This is a genomic window from Variovorax sp. GW822-FHT04E09 (assembly GCF_058800845.1).
Window position 1 is genome coordinate 44,934 of the sequence record NZ_JBXAMR010000002.1, and the last position, 14,986, is coordinate 59,919.

The following is a 14,986-nucleotide window of genomic DNA, read 5'->3' on the forward strand; positions in this document are numbered from 1 at the left end:
AAAAACGTGGACGAAAAAAAAGACAGAGCGGCCCCGGGGGCCTGCCTCTGTCTTCGGACTCAGCTTACTTGTTGTCGCTGTTGTCGAGCTTGGCGCGCAGCAGGGCGCCCAGGCTGGTCGTGCCCGCGTTTTCGCGTGCCGACTGCTGGCTCAGGCTGGCCATGGCGCCTTGCTCGTCGACCATGTCCTTCTGCTTGATCGACAGCTGGATGTTGCGGGTCTTGCGATCCACATTCACCACGATGGCCGTGACTTCGTCGCCTTCCTTGAGCACGTTGCGGGCATCTTCGACGCGGTCGCGCGAGATTTCCGAAGCACGCAGGTAGCCGATGATGTCTTCGCCGAGGTCGATTTCAGCGCCGCGGGCGTCCACGGTCTTGACCTTGCCGGTCACGATCTGGCCCTTGTCGTTCACGGTGGTGAACGTGGTGAACGGATCGCTGTCGAGCTGCTTGATGCCCAGCGAGATGCGCTCGCGGTCGACATCGACAGCCAGCACGATCGCTTCGACTTCCTGGCCCTTCTTGTAGTTGCGAACGGCGGTTTCGCCGGTTTCGTTCCACGAGAGGTCCGAGAGGTGAACCAGGCCGTCGATGCCGGCAGCCAGACCCACGAACACGCCGAAGTCGGTGATCGACTTGATCGGGCCCTTGACGCGGTCGCCACGCTTGGTGTTTTGCGCGAACTCTTGCCACGGGTTGGCCTTGCACTGCTTCATGCCCAGGCTGATGCGGCGCTTGTCTTCGTCGATTTCCAGAACCATGACTTCGACTTCGTCGCCCAGCGAGACGATCTTGTTCGGAGCGATGTTCTTGTTGGTCCAGTCCATTTCGGAGACGTGCACCAGGCCTTCGATGCCGGGTTCGAGTTCGACAAACGCGCCGTAGTCGGCAATGTTCGTGACCTTGCCGAACAGGCGGGTCGATTGCGGGTAGCGGCGCGAAACGCCCATCCACGGGTCGTCACCCATTTGCTTGAGACCCAGCGAGACACGGTTCTTTTCGGTGTCGAACTTGAGGATCTTGGCGGTGATTTCCTGGCCGGCCTGAACGACTTCGCTCGGGTGGCGGACACGGCGCCATGCCATGTCGGTGATGTGCAGCAGGCCGTCGATGCCGCCGAGGTCCACGAACGCACCGTATTCGGTGATGTTCTTGACCACGCCGCGCACGACTGCGCCTTCCTTCAGGGTTTCCATCAGCTTGGCGCGTTCTTCGCCCATGCTGGCTTCGACCACGGCACGGCGCGACAGCACGACGTTGTTGCGCTTGCGATCGAGCTTGATGACCTTGAATTCGAGGGTCTTGTTTTCGTACGGGGTCAGGTCCTTGATCGGACGCGTGTCGATCAGCGAACCCGGCAGGAACGCGCGGATGCCGTTGACCAGGACGGTGAGACCGCCCTTGACCTTGCCGCTGGTGGTGCCGGTGACGAAGTCGCCCGATTCCAGGGCCTTCTCGAGGGCGAGCCACGAAGCCAGACGCTTGGCGGTGTCGCGCGAGAGGATGGTGTCGCCGTAGCCGTTTTCAACGCTGCCGATGGCAACGGAAACGAAATCGCCGGCCTGGACTTCGAGTTCGCCCTTGTCGTTCTTGAACTCTTCGATCGGCACATACGCTTCGGACTTCAGACCGGCGTTGACGACGACGTGGTTGTGTTCGACACGCACGACTTCGGCGGTGATGACCTCGCCGCTGCGCATTTCGGAACGCTTCAGGGACTCTTCGAATAGGTCGGCAAAAGATTCAGACATTTATGGTTCCTTCCGTCAGGCAGGGTTGGCAGGCGCTCTTGCGAAATTGCGTGCGGCTGCTGTGGGTCTGTAGACGGCGGTTAGGTTGTGGGCGTGAGCCCGGTTGGTTGAACAACCAGCAGGCCGGTGCGCTGTCGCGCGGAAGGAGCCTGCTGGAGCGGTAGGCGCCACCCGGAACACCCGGGAGACGCAAGCCTTTCAAGCGGACTTGAAAGGCTGCACTTCAATCCGCTCAAGCGGACTTGAACGGTTGAATTTCTTGCCACCAGTTCAACACCGTGTCGATCGAGCGTTCGATGGACAGCTGGGAGTTGTCGAGGTGGCGAGCGTCCTGCGCCGGCTTCAGAGGTGCAACGCTGCGGGAAGAGTCCCGGGCGTCACGTGCTTCCAAGTCGGAGCGAAGACTGTCGAGTGTAGTCGAAATACCCTTTGAAATCAACTGCTTATGCCGCCGTTCGGCGCGCTGGGCGGCACCCGCCGTGAGGAACACCTTGAGCGCCGCGTCGGGGAAGATCACGGTGCCCATGTCGCGCCCGTCGGCCACCAGGCCGGGCAGGCGGCGAAAGCGGTGTTGCAGGTCTTGCAGCGCCTCGCGCACGGCGGGCAGCGCGGAGACGCGGGAGGCGTCCATGCCGGCGGCTTCGGTGCGGATGTCGTCGCTCACGTCTTCGCCGGCCAGCAGCACCTTGCCCTCGGTGAACTGCAGGGGCAGGGCGGCGGCGAGCGCGGCGATCTGCGCTTCGTTCGCGGCCGTGGCCTCCAGGCCGGCGCGGCGCGCAGCAAGCCCGGTCACTCGGTACAGCGAGCCCGAATCGAGGTAGTGATAGCCCAGCAGGCGCCCCACCTCGGCGGCCAGCGTGCCCTTGCCCGAGGCGGTCGGGCCGTCGATGCAGATCACGGGCACTTCGGCGGCCTCGGCCACCGAGAACAGGGTCTCGAAGTAGTCGGGGAAGGTCTTGGCGACGCAGTGCGGCTCGAGGATGCGCACCGGCACGCCGGCCGGATTGAAGGCCGCGAGCGAAAAACACATGGCGACCCGGTGGTCGTCGTAGGTGCGGATGCTGGCGGGCCGCCAGCCGGCGGCGGGCAGCGGATGGACGCGGATGAAATCAGGCCCGGCCTCGACCGTCGCGCCGAGCTTTTGCAGCTCGTTCGCCATGGCATCGATGCGGTCGGTTTCCTTCACGCGCCAGCTCGCGATGTTGCGCAGCGTGGTGGGGCCGTCGGCGTACAGCGCCATGACGGCCAGCGTCATGGCGGCGTCGGGGATGTGGTTCGCGTCGAGATCGATGGCCTTGAGCGGCCAGGCGCCGCGGCGGATTTCGAGCCAGTTCGGGCCGCTGTCGACCCGCGCGCCCATCTGTTGGGCGGCGTCGATGAAGCGGATGTCGCCCTGGATCGAGGCCGCGCCGACGCCTTCGATGCGGATGCCGTTCTGCCCCGAAACTCCCGTTGCGATGGCGCCGAGCGCTATGAAATAGCTAGCAGAAGAGGCGTCCGCCTCGACGTGGATCTCGCCCGGCGAGCTGTAGCGGCTGCCGGCGGGGATGGTGAAGCGCTCCCAGCCGTCGCGCTGCACCGTGATGCCGAAGCGTGCCAGCAGGTTCAGCGTGATCTCGATGTAGGGCTTGGAGATCAGCTCGCCGACCACCTCGATCACGATGTCGTCGGCCGCCGCGAGCGGCAGCGCCAGCAGCAGGGCGGTGAGGAACTGGCTCGACACGTCGCCGCGCACGCGGATCGGTGCGCCCAGCGCCAGCTCGTCGTGCGACACCGGGTGGATGCGCAGCGGCGGGTAGCCGGGGTTGCCGAGGTAGTCGATGCGGCAGCCCAGCTGCGTGAGGGCGTCGACCAGGTCGCCGATCGGGCGCTCGTGCATGCGCGGCACGCCGCTGAGTTCGAACTCGCCGCCGAGCAGCGACAGCGCCGCCGTCAGCGGACGCATGGCGGTGCCGGCATTGCCCAGGAACAGCGGCAGCAGCGTCGCGCCCAACGACGGCGGCAGCTGGCCGCCCAGGCCCGTGATGCGCAGCGAGGCGCCGGCCGGCTCGATGCCGCAGCCCAGCGCGCGCAGGGCGTCGAGCATCACGCGCGTGTCGTCGGAATCGAGCAGGTCGTGGATCGTGGTGGTGCCGCTGGCCAGCGCAGCCAGCAGCAGCACGCGGTTGGAGATGCTCTTGGAGCCCGGCAGCCGGACCGTGCCGGCGGCGCCCGCGAGAGGGGGAAGGTCGAGGAAGGCGGTCGAGAACATGTCAGCTGTCCTGCTGGGCCAGAGCGTCGGTGCTCGAGTTCGGCTTCCAGGCGGCGCGTGCCTTGCTGGCGGCGGCAATGGATTGCTCCAGGCCCTGCAGGTCGCCGGCGGTCATCAGCGTCTCGAGGTCTTCCAGCGCCTTGCGGAAGGCCTGCGACTGCTGCAGCACCTGCTCGCGGTTGGCGAGCAGCACGTCGCGCCACATGACGGGGTCGCTGGCGGCGATGCGCGAGAAGTCGCGAAAGCCCGGTCCCGCGAGGCTCAGGAAGCGGTCGCCCTGCGGCTGACCGATGAGCGCGTTGGTGTAGGCAAAGGCCAGCAGGTGCGGCAGGTGGCTCACGGCGGCGAAGGCGGCGTCGTGCTCTTCGTGCGTCATGGTGACGACGTTGGCACCGATGCCGCTCCACACCTGCGACGCGCGCTGCACGTTGGAGCGCAGCGTGGTCTTGACGGGGGTCAGCACGACCTGGCGGCCGGTGAACAGCGAGGCTTCGGCATGCTCGATGCCGGAGACTTCCTTGCCGGCGATCGGGTGCGCCGGCACGAAGTTCGCGAACTGCTTTTGCAGGCCGTTGCGTGCGGCCTCGATCACGTCGCCCTTGGTCGAGCCCACGTCCATCACCAGCGTGTCGGCCGAGATGCCGTGGCGGATGGCCTTGAAGGTGGCTTCCGACGCGGCCACCGGCACGGCCAGCAGCACGATGTCGGCGCCCGACACCGCCAGCAGCGCCGAGGGCGCCGCCACGTCGATCACGCCGAGCTGGCGCGCCCGCTCGGTGGTGGAGGGCGACTTGCTGTAGCCCACCACGCGTTTCACCAGCTTCGCGCGCTTGAGCGCGAGCGCAAAGGAGCCGCCCATGAGGCCGCAGCCGATCAATCCCAGTTGCTCGAACATCGCGTCGGTCCGTTCGGCTCAGGCTTTGATCGGGTAGGCGCCGAGCACCTTGTAGAAGGCGCAGAGGCCGCGCAGTTCGGCCAGCGCCGCGGCCACGTTGGGCTGCGAGGGATGGCCGTCGAGGTCGATGTAGAAGTAGTACTCCCACTGGCCGGTGCGCGCGGGGCGCGACTCGAAGCGCGTCATCGACACGTTGTTGGCCTTCAGCGGCACCAGCAGGTCGTGCACCGCGCCGGGGCGGTTGGGCACCGAGACGATCAGGCTCGTGCAGTCCTTGCCCGAGGCCGGCGGCATGGCCAGCGTCTGCGGCAGGCAGATCACCGAGAAACGGGTGCGGTTGTACGAATCGTCCTGGATGGCATGCGCCACGATGTGCAGGCCGAAGCGGGTGGCGGCGCGTTCGCCGGCCAGCGCGGCCCAGGCCGGGTTGGTGGCCGCTAGGCGCGCGCCTTCGGCGTTGCTGGACACGGCGCGCCGCTCGGCGTTGGGCAGGTGCTTGGACAGCCAGGTCTGGCACTGCGCCAGCGCCTGCGGATGGGCCAGCACGGCCTCGACACCTTCGAGCGAATTGCTGCTGCGCATCAGGTGATGGCGCACCAGCAGGCTGACTTCGCCGACGACATGGGTGGGCGAGTGCAGGAACAGGTCGAGCGAGCGCGTGACCACGCCTTCGGTCGAGTTCTCGACGCCGACCACGCCGTACTGGGCGCTGCCCGCGGCGGTGGCGTGGAACACCTCGTCGAAGCTGGCGCAGTAGATCAGGTCCGCGGCGCCGCCGAAGTACTCGATGGCGGCCTGTTCGCAGAAGGTGCCCTCGGGGCCGAGCACGGCCACGCGCTGAGGCGACTCGAGGGCTAGGCAGGCCGACATGATCTCGCGCCAGATGGCTGCGACATGGAGGTCCTTGAGCGGACCGCCATTGCTTTTCTGCATCTTGTCGATGACCGCGGCGACGCGGTCGGGGCGGAAGAAGGGCGTGCCTTCGCGCTTCTTGACCTCGCCGACCAGCTCGGCCACATGGGCGCGCTCATTGAGCAGGCTCAGCAGCCGTTGGTCGAGGGAGTCGATCTGCACGCGCAGACCGGCCAGGCTTTCGGAATTGTCGGGGGAGGTAGGTGGTGTGGGGGCAGAGGCGGTCATCGGTGCGAGCAACAGGGCATGCGCCTACGCATGCGATCGCTCGAATTCTCTCATGTAGGCCACCAAGGCCTGCACCCCTGCCAGCGGCATGGCGTTGTAGATGCTCGCGCGCATGCCGCCGACCGACTTGTGGCCCTTGAGCTGCAGCAGTCCGGCTTCGCGCGCGCCGGCCAGGAAGGCCTCGTTGCGCCCCTCGTCGGCCAGGAAGAACGGCACGTTCATGCGCGAACGACAGTTGGCGTCGATGCGGTTGGCGTAGAAGTCGGAGCCGTCGATGAAGTCGTACAGCAGCTTCGCCTTCTCGATGTTGCGCTGCTCCATGGCGGCGATGCCGGTGAGTTCGCCTTCGGTCTGCTGCTGCAGCCACTGGAACGTGAGCCCTGCCATGTAGATGCCCCAGGTCGGCGGGGTGTTGTACATGGAGTGGTTGTCGGCCACGGTCTTGTAGTTGAACGCGCTCGGGCAGATCTCGAGCGCATGGCCCAGCAGGTCGTCGCGTACGACCACGATGGTCAGGCCGGCGGGGCCGAGGTTCTTCTGGGCACCGCCGAAGGCCAGGCCGACGCGGCTCCAGTCGACGCTGCGCGAGGCGACGTGGGAAGAAAAATCGATGACCAGCGGCGCCTTGCTGCCGAGCGCGGCCAGGTCGGGCAGTTGCTGGAACTCGATGCCGTTGATGGTCTCGTTGCTGCACACGTGCACGTACGAGGCATCGGCGGACAGCTGCCAGCTGGCGGGATCGGGCAGCTGCGTGTGCTGGTTGTCGGCGTTGCTGGCCGCCACGCGGGCGGTGCAGTAGCGCTGCGCTTCCTTGTGGGACTTGGCGCTCCAGCTGCCGGTGACGACGAAGTCGGCAACGCCGCCACGCGACAGGTTCAGCGGCACGATGGCGTTCTCGCCGAGGCCGCCGCCCTGCATGAACAGGATGTGAAAGTGCGAGGGGATGGCCAGCAGCGTGCGGATGTCGGCTTCGGCCTGGGTGCAGATGGCACCGAATTCCTTGCCGCGATGGCTCATCTCCATCACGCTCATGCCGCTGCCCTGCCAATCGAGCATCTCGGAAGCGGCGCGTTGCAGCACTGCCTCCGGCATGGCAGCCGGACCGGCCGAAAAGTTGTAGGGGCGCTTGCCGGCCGGCGTCTGCTGCTGGGTCACGTTGCTTTACTTCTTGGCGGGAGCCTTGGCGGCGGGCGCCTTGGCGGGAGCTGCTGCGCCGTCGGTCGGAGCACCGAGGGCCTTGGCGACGTTGGTGTCGAGTGCGCGCATCTTGGGTTCGATGGTGGCGCGGGTTTCGGTCACCAGCTTTTCCGTCAGAGCGGTCTGCATCTTCGGGTTCAGTTCCTGGTACTTCTTGCTCAGGGGCGAGTTGATCCAGGCCAGCAGCTGCTTGAGTTCGTCTTCGCTGAAGTTCTGCTCGAGGATGGGCGTGAGGGCGCCAGGGGCAATCTGCACGGCCTTGTCGCGCACCAGCGGGTAGGCGTCGTCGAAGTACTTCTTCAGCTCGGCGTCGGCGGCCTTGGCGGCGGATTCGCGCTTGGCTTCGGGCACCTGGGTCTGCAGGTACTGCGAACCGGCTTGCGCGATGGGGGCGCTCGACTGCTCGATCAGGCCGCGTGCCAGCGACTCGATGCCGGGGCGCTGGATCTCGATGAACTGCTTGATCAGCGTGGCCTTGTCCTGGGCCATGGCGGCCATGGACGAGCCAGCGAGGGCAGCGGTCAGGAGTGCGAGCTTGAGTTGTTTTTTCACTGAGGATTCTCCGTTGAAGATGTGGAAGTGTCGTCTGCGTCCGGCTCGCTTTCGCCGACCGCGTCGTTTTCGACGATGCGTTGAAGCCCGCTGAGTTTGGCGCCTTCGTCGAGCCCGATCAGCGTGACGCCTTGCGTCGCCCGACCCAGTTCGCGAATCTCGGCCACACGGGTGCGCACGAGCACACCCTTGTCGGTGATGAGCATGATCTCATCGTCCGCATGAACGAGCGTGGCGGCAACGACCTTGCCGTTGCGCTCACTCTGTTGAATCGCGATCATGCCTTTGGTTCCGCGGCCATGACGCGTGTATTCGGTAATGCTTGTGCGTTTTCCGTAACCATTTTCGGTGGCGGTGAGCACGCTCTGCTGCTCGTCCTCGGCCACCAGCATGGCGATCACGCCCTGGCCCGGCTCCAGCGACATGCCGCGCACGCCGCGGGCGTTGCGGCCCAGCGGGCGGACGTCTTCCTCGTCGAAGCGCACGGCCTTGCCGTTGTCGCTGAAGAGCATCACGTCGTGCTTGCCGTCGGTGAGCGCCGCGCCGATGAGGTAGTCGCCTTCATCGAGGTTCACGGCAATGATGCCGCCCTTACGCGGGTTGCTGAATTCGTCGAGCGCCGTCTTCTTGACCGTGCCCATCGAGGTCGCCATGAACACGTACTGGTCGGCCGGGAAGTTGCGCTTCTCGCCGGTGAGGGCGAGGGCGACGTTGATCTTCTCGCCTTCCTGCAGCGGGAACATGTTGACGATGGGGCGTCCGCGCGAGCCGCGCGAACCTGCCGGCACTTCCCACACCTTGAGCCAGTACAGCCGGCCGCGGTTGGAGAAGCACAGGATGTAGTCGTGCGTGTTGGCGATGAAGAGCTGGTCGATCCAGTCGTCGTCCTTGGTGGACGTGGCCTGCTTGCCGCGCCCGCCGCGCTTTTGCGCGCGGTACTCGCCCAGCGGCTGGCTCTTGATGTAGCCGCTGTGCGAGAGCGTGACGACCATGTCGGTCGGCGTGATCAGGTCTTCGGTCGAGAGGTCGTAGGCACTGTGCTCGACCAGGCTGCGGCGGGCGCCGATCTTCGACTGGCCGAACTCCTGCTTGATCTCGCCGAGTTCGTCGCCAATGATGATCGAGACGCGCTCGGGCTTGGCCAGGATGTCGAGCAGGTCGTCGATCTCGGCCATGACGTCCTTGTACTCGGCAACGATCTTGTCCTGCTCGAGGCCGGTCAGGCGCTGCAGGCGCATCTGCAGGATTTCCTGCGCTTGCGTTTCCGACAGGCGGTACAGGCCGTCGCCGCCCATGCCGTATTCGCGCTCCAGGCCTTCGGGGCGGTAGTCGTCGGCGTTGATCACGCCGCCATCGGCACGCGAACGGGTGAGCATCTCGCGCACCAGCTTGCTGTCCCAGCTGCGGGTCATGAGCTCGGCCTTGGCGACCGGCGGCGTGGGCGATTCGCGGATGATGCGGATGAACTCGTCGATGTTCGCCAGCGCCACCGCCAGGCCTTCGAGCACGTGGCCGCGTTCGCGGGCCTTGCGCAGCGTGAAGACGGTGCGGCGCGTGACGACTTCGCGGCGGTGCTGCAGGAAGACCTCGATCAGGTCCTTCAGGTTGCACAGCTTGGGCTGGCCGTCGACCAGCGCCACCATGTTGATGCCGAAGGTGTCCTGCAACTGGGTCTGCTTGTAGAGGTTGTTGAGCACCACCTCGGGCACTTCGCCGCGCTTGAGCTCGATCACGAGGCGCATGCCCGACTTGTCGGACTCGTCCTGGATATGGCTGATGCCTTCGATCTTCTTCTCGTGCACCAGCTCGGCCATGCGCTCCTGCAGCGTCTTCTTGTTGACCTGGTAGGGGAGCTCGTCGACGATGATCGCCTGGCGCTGGCCGCGGTCGATGTCCTCGAAGTGGCACTTGGCGCGCATCACGACCTTGCCGCGGCCTGTGCGGTAGCCGTCCTTCACGCCGTTGATGCCGTAGATGATGCCGGCGGTGGGGAAGTCGGGCGCCGGCACGATTTCCATCAGTTCGTCGATGCTCGCCTGCGGATTGCGCAGCAGATACAGGCAGGCATCCACCACTTCATTCAGGTTGTGCGGCGGGATATTGGTGGCCATGCCGACCGCAATACCGCCGGAGCCATTGACCAGCAAATTCGGCAGCTGGCTGGGCAAAACTTTCGGTTCTTTTTCGGAGCCGTCGTAATTGTCCTGAAAGTCGACAGTTTCCTTGTCGATATCGGCCAGCATTTCATGCGCAATTTTGGCCAGCCGGATTTCCGTATAACGCATTGCGGCGGCGTTGTCGCCGTCGACCGACCCGAAGTTGCCCTGGCCGTCGACCAGCATGTGGCGCATCGAGAAGTCCTGGGCCAGCCGGACGATGGTGTCGTAGACCGACTGGTCGCCGTGCGGGTGGTACTTACCGATCACGTCACCGACGATACGGGCCGACTTCTTGTACGGCCGGTTCCAGTCGTTGTTGAGCTCGTGCATCGCGTACAGCACGCGCCGGTGCACCGGCTTGAGGCCGTCGCGGGCGTCGGGAAGCGCCCGGCCGACGATCACGCTCATGGCGTAATCGAGGTAGCTGCTGCGCATTTCCTCTTCGAGACTGATGGGCAGGGTTTCTTTGGCGAAGGAGGTCATGAGCAAGAGGCTGGCGGCAGGAAGGCGAAATTTTACGCTGTGAGGGGTGTCGCACCGCCGCAACACAAGGGCTCTATTCCGCCTCCGTCCTACGCTTCAGGGGCGTCCAGCGGCCTGTTTGCCAAAGACCCTATGGCACAATCGTCTCAACGTTTTGGGTGGTGGTCACTTAAAGCGTCCTTGATTCGCAGCGCGGCTGCGGCTTTTTCCCCAAGAGGAGAACCATGAAGAAACTGAATAAAGTGGCGATGATGTTTGCAGTCGCTGCGCTCGCCACTGCCGCCGGCGCGCAGACCCGTGTCACCGCTGCGAACGGCGGTCCTACGATCGACAACTGGCAAAACGGCACCGGCGAACTGGTCTGGAAGAACGGCACGAACGAACTGTGCTGGCGCGATGCCAACTGGACGCCCGCAACGGCTGCCGCCGGTTGCGACGGCGCCCTGGTTCCGGCTGCTCCGGCTGCTGTGGCTCCCACGCCTGGCGCTCCGGTCGCTCCGCCTGCCGCACAAGTCGCTGCTTCGAAGGTCACCTTCGCTGCTGACGCCTTCTTCGACTTCGACAAGTCGGTTCTGAAGCCCGAAGGTCGCGCCAAGCTGACCGACCTGGTCGAGAAGATCCGTGGCGTGAACCTCGAAGTCATCATCGCTGTGGGTCACACCGACTCCATCGGTACTGACGCCTACAACCAGCGTCTGTCGGTGCGTCGCGCCGAAGCCGTCAAGGCCTTCCTGGTCTCGAAGGGCATCGAACGCAACCGCGTCTACACCGAAGGCAAGGGCGAGAAGCAGCCTGTGGCTGACAACCGCACCAAGGAAGGCCGCGCCAAGAACCGTCGCGTGGAAATCGAAGTGGTTGGCACCCGCGCCAACTGATCGATCGATTCCATCGACGAATGAAAACCCCGCCTCGGCGGGGTTTTTTTATGCCTGCGGTATTTGCGGCCGTGCCCGATGCAAGCCCATTGCGTTCGAGCCGGGCTTTGCTCGCTTCATAATTGGCCCATGACAGAAAACGTGAATGCAGACCCGGCCGAACTGGCCAAGTTTTCGGAGCTCGCACATCGGTGGTGGGATTTGGAGAGCGAATTCCGCCCGCTGCACGAAATCAATCCATTGCGGCTGGAATGGATTGACGGTATTGCGCCTATTTCGGGCCAGCGCGTGGTCGATATCGGCTGCGGCGGCGGCATCCTGGCCGATTCGATGGCGCGCAAGGGCGCTGACGTGTTGGGCGTCGACCTCGCGACCAAGGCGCTCAAGGTCGCTCAACTGCACGCCCTCGAAGCCGGGACGCGCGGCGTCAAGTACCGCGAAATCAGTGCCGAGGCGCTCGCTGCCGAGCAGCCCGGCAGCTTCGATGTCGTTACCTGCATGGAAATGCTGGAGCACGTGCCCGATCCGGCGTCGGTGATCCAGGCCTGCGCCACCCTGGTGAAGCCGGGCGGCTGGGTGTTCTTCTCGACCATCAACCGCAACCTGAAGTCCTTCATGCTGGCGATCGTGGGCGCCGAGTACGTCCTGGGCATGCTGCCGCGCGGCACGCACGAGTATCCCAAGCTGATCCGCCCCAGCGAGCTGGCCGGCTACTGCCGCGCCGCCCGCCTGGACCTGCGCCATACCCGGGGCATGGAATACAACCCGCTGACCCGCCGCTACTGGCTCAGCGCCGACACCAGCGTCAACTACCTCTTCGCGACCCAGAAGCCGGCGCTGCCGAAGGCGCAGGGATGATGAAGATCGGGAGCACGACCACACAGGCCATCCTGTTCGACCTCGACGGCACGCTGATCGACAGCGCGCCCGACCTGGGCGCGGCGGCCGACAAGATGCGCACCGACCGCGGCCTGGCGCCTTACCCGCTGGAGCGCTACCGCCCGATGGCCGGCGCCGGCGCACGCGGCATGCTCGGCATTGCCTTCGGCATCACGCCCGATGCGCCGGAGTTCGATGCGCTGCGCGAGGAGTTCTACGTCGGCTACGAACGCCGCATGCTGCTCAACACCTTGGTGTTCGACGGTGTGGCGCCGCTGATCGAGGCGATCCGCGAGCGCGGCCTGCGCTGGGGCGTGGTCACCAACAAGTCGGCCCGCTTCACCGAGCCGCTGACCGCTGCGATGCCGCTCTTCGCGAGCGCCGGCGCGATCGTGAGCGGCGACACCACGCCGTTCGCCAAGCCGCACCCCGAGCCGTTGCACGAGGCGGCGCGCCGTCTCGGCGTGGCGCCCGAGGCCTGCATCTACGTGGGGGACGACGAGCGCGACATCATCGCGGGCCGCGCCGCAGGCATGGGAACCGTGGCGGCCACCTACGGCTACATGGGTTCGCAGGCCGATGCGGTGCTGTGGAAAGCCGATGCCTCAATCTCTTCGCCCCTGGAGCTCTTGAAGTTACTCAATAGCGCCTAAAATGAGTCGCTTGGGGCTGCACTGGTTTCGACGTGGGTTCGGAGTCGCAGCGGGGCATGTCGAGCTGAATGCGCTCGTAAAACAGATTCAAACAAACTAACTGCAAACGACGAACGTTTCGCACTCGCTGCTTAATTGCCAGTGAGCCTTGCAACAGTTGGCCGATGGGCTGGGCAAGGGGGTCTGGAGCAATCCTGACCTCCCGGCTGCAAGGATAATTACATGGGCTGGCTCCGATCCGGGTACCTTGGGTCGGGGCGAGAAAATAGGGTGCTGGCGTCCGGTTTAGCGTGTGACTGCGCGACTCCGGAAGCGAGACTCAAATCAGATCACTACACATGTAGAACTGCGCGATGAAGGCTTGCGGACGGGGGTTCAAATCCCCCCAGCTCCACCATCACACTGTCCAAAGGCGTCCATCGGAATCCGATGGACGCCTTTTTTCTTTGGAAAATCAACGACTTACTGTCCAGGTGAGTGTGATGCAGTCCGACTGCATCCAGAGCGAAGTGGGGGTGCGGATGGGGGTATGGCGAGGCAAAAACCGTAGAATTTCCTCTCTGTACCCCCTTAAATTGCCTCAATCCCCTGCTGGGGGCACGATTGGCCCACTGGTTCCCAGTCCGTCCCCCGCTTGTCCCGGAGTTCTGTACCCCATGTTGACCGATGTCCGATGCCGCAACGCCACGTGTCCGCCTGATCGTAAACAGGCGCGCTTTGCCGATGCGGGCGGGCTGTACCTCCAAGTTAGCCCGCAAGGCTCAAAGCGCTGGTTTCTGAAGTACCGGGTCGATGGGAAGGAAAAGCAGCTGGCGCTCGGCAGTTATCCGACTGTCACACTGACGGCTGCCCGTCAAGCCCGAGATGCGGCCAAGATGCAGAGGGCTGCTGGTGTGGATCCCATCCAGGCTCGCAAACTCGAGAAGCTCAAGGGGTGGCGTGAAGGAGGGGACACGTTCAAGGCCGTCGCTCTGGAATGGCACGACAAGCAGGTTGGCAATTGGAGTCCGGGCCACGCTGAGCGGATGAAGCGACAGCTTGAGCGAGACCTCTTTCCCTGGCTGGGGGACCGGCGCATGGATGAGATCGAGTCCATGGAACTGCTGGCCGTATTGCAGAAGATCGAGGAGCGGGGTGCCAACGAGACGGCCGACCGCGCGCTGATGTTGGCGCGGCAGGTATACGCGTACTGGTTGCCCACTGCTGACAAACGGCAGCGCAATATCACCGAAGGGCTCCAAAAGCGCCTCACGCCGTACCGCGGCACGCACTTTCCGGCCATTGTGGAGCCGCAGCGATTCGGTGAACTACTACGCGGCATGCACGCCTACAAGGGCGGGCCGGTGGTGCGCACGGCCCTATTGTTAGCACCGATTCTGTATCAGCGTCCCATTAACCTGCGCACGATGGAATGGGCTGAACTGGACATGGACACGGCACTATGGACTATCCCCAGCGCCAAGATGAAGCGCGGGGTGAAGGAGAAAGAGCAAGGCGAGCCCCACATCGTGCCCATGCCCAAACAGGCTGTTGATCTGTTGCGCCAACTCCAGCCATTGACCGGGCGCGGCCGCTACGTTTTTCCGGGCCAGCGCGACCATGACCGACCCATGTCCGACAACTCGGTACGCACGGCTCTCTATGCCCTGGGCGTCGGTAAGGAGCAGAGTTGGCACGGCTTCAGAGCCAGCGCCCGAACCATGATGGTTGATCAGCTCGACCTGGATCCTCTGGCGATTGAAGCGAACCTCGCGCACGCCGTAAAGGATTCCAATGGTCGTAGCTACAACCGCACGCAATACTTGGCGAAGCGGTTCCAGCAAATTCAACACTGGGCTGACTACCTGGACGGCTTGCGCGACGGAGCTGTCGTGGTGCCCTTCAAATCGCGTGCTGCCTGAATACTGGCATGGGCGAGTTCTCAAGAGCCCTGCAATGCAGGGGCCTGCGGCCGGGTGTGCAGGAGGCCCTTTGTCGCGACCGCTAACTCAGCTCACCAACTGCCAGTCGTCCCCAACCTGATAGGTGGAGATCGTCGATTTGGATCGCGGGCTAACGGTGCAGTAGTGCCACGGCTACGTCAGTCCGATAGAGTTCGAGAAAGCTAAAAAAGCTTGGGTCGATGTCTATGAGACCGGCAGCAGCCCAC

Annotated in this window: 11 protein-coding genes and 1 other RNA gene; 5 read left to right on the top strand and 7 right to left on the bottom strand. The window is 64.7% G+C overall.

Annotated features, from left to right (window positions below; translation table 11 throughout):
- Positions 1-64: 64 nt before the first annotated feature.
- The 7 genes from rpsA to gyrA all read right to left on the bottom strand — a co-directional run bounded on the left by rpsA (position 65) and on the right by gyrA (position 10,430).
- The gene (rpsA, locus tag AC1RL8_RS07705) at positions 65-1,753 is read right to left on the bottom strand and encodes a 30S ribosomal protein S1 (protein ID WP_062468664.1); all 1,689 of its coding nucleotides are present in this window, start codon (positions 1,751-1,753) and stop codon (positions 65-67) included.
- 232 nt (positions 1,754-1,985) lie between these two features.
- Complete coding sequence (locus AC1RL8_RS07710; protein ID WP_159275247.1) at positions 1,986-4,004, bottom strand: bifunctional 3-phosphoshikimate 1-carboxyvinyltransferase/cytidylate kinase; 2,019 nt, start codon at positions 4,002-4,004, stop codon at positions 1,986-1,988.
- A gap of 1 nt (position 4,005) precedes the next feature.
- Complete coding sequence (locus AC1RL8_RS07715; protein ID WP_159275246.1) at positions 4,006-4,899, bottom strand: prephenate dehydrogenase; 894 nt, start codon at positions 4,897-4,899, stop codon at positions 4,006-4,008.
- Between the two features lie 18 nt (positions 4,900-4,917).
- Complete coding sequence (pheA, locus tag AC1RL8_RS07720) at positions 4,918-6,039, bottom strand: prephenate dehydratase (RefSeq protein ID WP_159275245.1); 1,122 nt, start codon at positions 6,037-6,039, stop codon at positions 4,918-4,920.
- Between the two features lie 24 nt (positions 6,040-6,063).
- Entirely contained in the window at positions 6,064-7,194 is a 1,131-nt protein-coding gene (serC, locus tag AC1RL8_RS07725) for a 3-phosphoserine/phosphohydroxythreonine transaminase (RefSeq protein WP_492684906.1), read from the bottom strand.
- A 6-nt stretch (positions 7,195-7,200) separates the two neighbouring features.
- On the bottom strand, positions 7,201-7,788 hold the full coding sequence (locus AC1RL8_RS07730) for a DUF2059 domain-containing protein (protein ID WP_235926701.1): 588 nt from the start codon (positions 7,786-7,788) through the stop codon (positions 7,201-7,203).
- Complete coding sequence (gene gyrA, locus AC1RL8_RS07735; protein ID WP_159275243.1) at positions 7,785-10,430, bottom strand: DNA gyrase subunit A; 2,646 nt, start codon at positions 10,428-10,430, stop codon at positions 7,785-7,787. Before gyrA ends, AC1RL8_RS07730 begins: the two co-directional genes overlap by 4 nt.
- 224 nt (positions 10,431-10,654) lie before the next feature.
- On the opposite strand from gyrA, the gene ompA reads away from it, so the two are divergent.
- From ompA to AC1RL8_RS07760, 5 genes are all read left to right on the top strand, one after another.
- Positions 10,655-11,305: an outer membrane protein OmpA gene (gene ompA, locus AC1RL8_RS07740; protein ID WP_062468651.1), complete on the top strand. Its 651-nt coding sequence runs from the start codon at positions 10,655-10,657 to the stop codon at positions 11,303-11,305.
- A gap of 129 nt (positions 11,306-11,434) precedes the next feature.
- Positions 11,435-12,163, top strand: coding sequence for a bifunctional 2-polyprenyl-6-hydroxyphenol methylase/3-demethylubiquinol 3-O-methyltransferase UbiG (gene ubiG / locus AC1RL8_RS07745; RefSeq protein ID WP_492684907.1), 729 nt, complete (start codon positions 11,435-11,437; stop codon positions 12,161-12,163).
- Positions 12,163-12,837, top strand: coding sequence for an HAD family hydrolase (locus AC1RL8_RS07750; protein ID WP_369631991.1), 675 nt, complete (start codon positions 12,163-12,165; stop codon positions 12,835-12,837). The genes ubiG and AC1RL8_RS07750 overlap by 1 nt, the downstream gene beginning before the upstream one ends.
- Before the next feature lie 12 nt (positions 12,838-12,849).
- Positions 12,850-13,234: a transfer-messenger RNA gene (ssrA, locus tag AC1RL8_RS07755) on the top strand.
- A gap of 259 nt (positions 13,235-13,493) precedes the next feature.
- Complete coding sequence (locus tag AC1RL8_RS07760; protein ID WP_492684908.1) at positions 13,494-14,738, top strand: tyrosine-type recombinase/integrase; 1,245 nt, start codon at positions 13,494-13,496, stop codon at positions 14,736-14,738.
- Positions 14,739-14,986 lie beyond the last annotated feature (248 nt).

Excerpts from the sequence above, each read along its gene's own strand:
- rpsA (WP_062468664.1), bottom strand. The coding sequence starts at position 1,753 with ATGTCTGAATCTTTTGCCGACCTATTCGAAGAGTCCCTGAAGCGTTCC.
- AC1RL8_RS07710 (WP_159275247.1), bottom strand. The coding sequence starts at position 4,004 with ATGTTCTCGACCGCCTTCCTCGACCTTCCCCCTCTCGCGGGCGCCGCC.
- AC1RL8_RS07715 (WP_159275246.1), bottom strand. The coding sequence starts at position 4,899 with ATGTTCGAGCAACTGGGATTGATCGGCTGCGGCCTCATGGGCGGCTCC.
- pheA (WP_159275245.1), bottom strand. The coding sequence starts at position 6,039 with ATGACCGCCTCTGCCCCCACACCACCTACCTCCCCCGACAATTCCGAA.
- gyrA (WP_159275243.1), bottom strand. The coding sequence starts at position 10,430 with ATGACCTCCTTCGCCAAAGAAACCCTGCCCATCAGTCTCGAAGAGGAA.
- ompA (WP_062468651.1), top strand. The coding sequence starts at position 10,655 with ATGAAGAAACTGAATAAAGTGGCGATGATGTTTGCAGTCGCTGCGCTC.
- ubiG (WP_492684907.1), top strand. The coding sequence starts at position 11,435 with ATGACAGAAAACGTGAATGCAGACCCGGCCGAACTGGCCAAGTTTTCG.
- AC1RL8_RS07750 (WP_369631991.1), top strand. The coding sequence starts at position 12,163 with ATGAAGATCGGGAGCACGACCACACAGGCCATCCTGTTCGACCTCGAC.
- AC1RL8_RS07760 (WP_492684908.1), top strand. The coding sequence starts at position 13,494 with ATGTTGACCGATGTCCGATGCCGCAACGCCACGTGTCCGCCTGATCGT.